This is a genomic window from Glutamicibacter sp. AGC84, from assembly GCF_053543575.1.
The window spans coordinates 17,953-19,407 of record NZ_JBLVOC010000008.1; the positions used below are offsets into that span (position 1 = coordinate 17,953).

Below are 1,455 nucleotides of genomic sequence, written 5' to 3' on the forward strand. Positions count from 1 at the left end.
TGCGCCATAGCCCTTCTTGTTAGAACTTACCAGCGAAGCTTGATTATTTACCGCAAGCTCGGTTCACACTGTCGGGATGAGATGTGATGAGACGGGAATTTGTGGCTGAAACTGATGCCGTGACGCCGACTTTTTTTATGATCCGCCCACGGGAATCTCGAAGTTCATAAACCCCACCGTACCGAATAGTTTTATTGCCGCTTTGGTATTTCTTTAGGCATGACCATTTTAAGGCTTCGTTTGTTGCCCAATCCGCGAAGTCCCTCCAGTTCGCACCTAAGGATTCCGCCTGGTTGTTCCAGTCGTTCATGTGGCCAGCTTTGATATGCCGATAGCCCCAACCGATATTTTTACCTTTGACGACTTTGTTTGTGCCACAACGTAGATAGGCTGTACGTCCCGAGACTCCTTTAACCGTTTGCCTACTGAAAGTTCTGACGAGCTTTTCGTTCTTATCGAAAACGCCACAGGGTGACCAGTATGCTGCGGGTTGCGCGACCCCTAACTTCTGTTCAATGTTGTCAAAGTAGAACCGTTCTCCACTTTCCCCGACAGCATAGGCTGGGACTGCCTGTGTTTCTACGAAATTTTCTGGCTCCATCTGGGCTGCATTAGCTGGCGCGCTCAGCAACGAGCTACCTAGCAGAAGAGCGCCGAGAGCAATTGAAGTGATTTTTTTCAAAAGTTTCACCCATCGATCTGTTAGTTGCCTTAGTCAATCATATTGATTAGCTTATACTGAGCTTTAACATTTAATCCGTATTTGACGAGGTATTGAGCGCAATTAAAAAATTTTGAACAGTCGATGCTTTGAGTAGTGTAGATGATTCAAAAACGATCATTTATGGGACGCAGGATCAACTGCTCGCGCATTATCCGTCAGTGAGCGGATTCGCAGTCTTTTCGGATTCCCGAAACCTGATTCCGGAACGGTATTTCCCACAATCCATGGTCAGTGGTTTACGGGATGCAGCTGACTTCAGATTTTTTGGCTGATTTTTAGATTTTTGAGTCGTGCCCGAAAGAGGTTGTGTCTCCAATGGTTTCGTCTTGCGGTCCACCGTGAATAGAGGATATTGACCGCGAGGAGAAACACGGCCATTCGGATGCCTCGAGTGGCTGTTCACGGGAACCGGGTGAAGAACTGCCGGTGAGGCCTGCGTCATGGCGTAGCATGCCGGTGTTCCTTTAGGCTTGGCCGGGGCAATCCCATTTCGCTTTACTTCGGTGCCCGCGTCCTGTACTTCAGCAAAGACCGATGTTTCTTGGCTGGTCACGGTTCTTGTGGGGTTGCTGAGTAAATTTCTCCGGTCTTGATCTATACCTGTTACCCGGCAGTAAGGTCAGAGGCCATAGAACTATTGGACAACCCAGGAGTTCATGTTGAACACCCACCGCAAAGACATTCATCTGTCTCTCTCACCTGACCAGTACGATGACTTGACCAGCGCTTTG

The 1,455-nt window shown here is 48.5% G+C and carries 1 protein-coding gene; it reads right to left on the reverse strand.

The genetic code is table 11. From position 1 onward, the window contains the following. Positions 1–43: 43 nt before the first annotated feature. Positions 44–691 carry a hypothetical protein gene (locus ACNPN0_RS06045; RefSeq protein WP_096257432.1) on the reverse strand — a complete coding sequence of 216 codons (648 nt, stop codon included), beginning with the start codon at positions 689–691 and terminating at the stop codon, positions 44–46. Between the last annotated feature and the right edge of the window lie 764 nt (positions 692–1,455).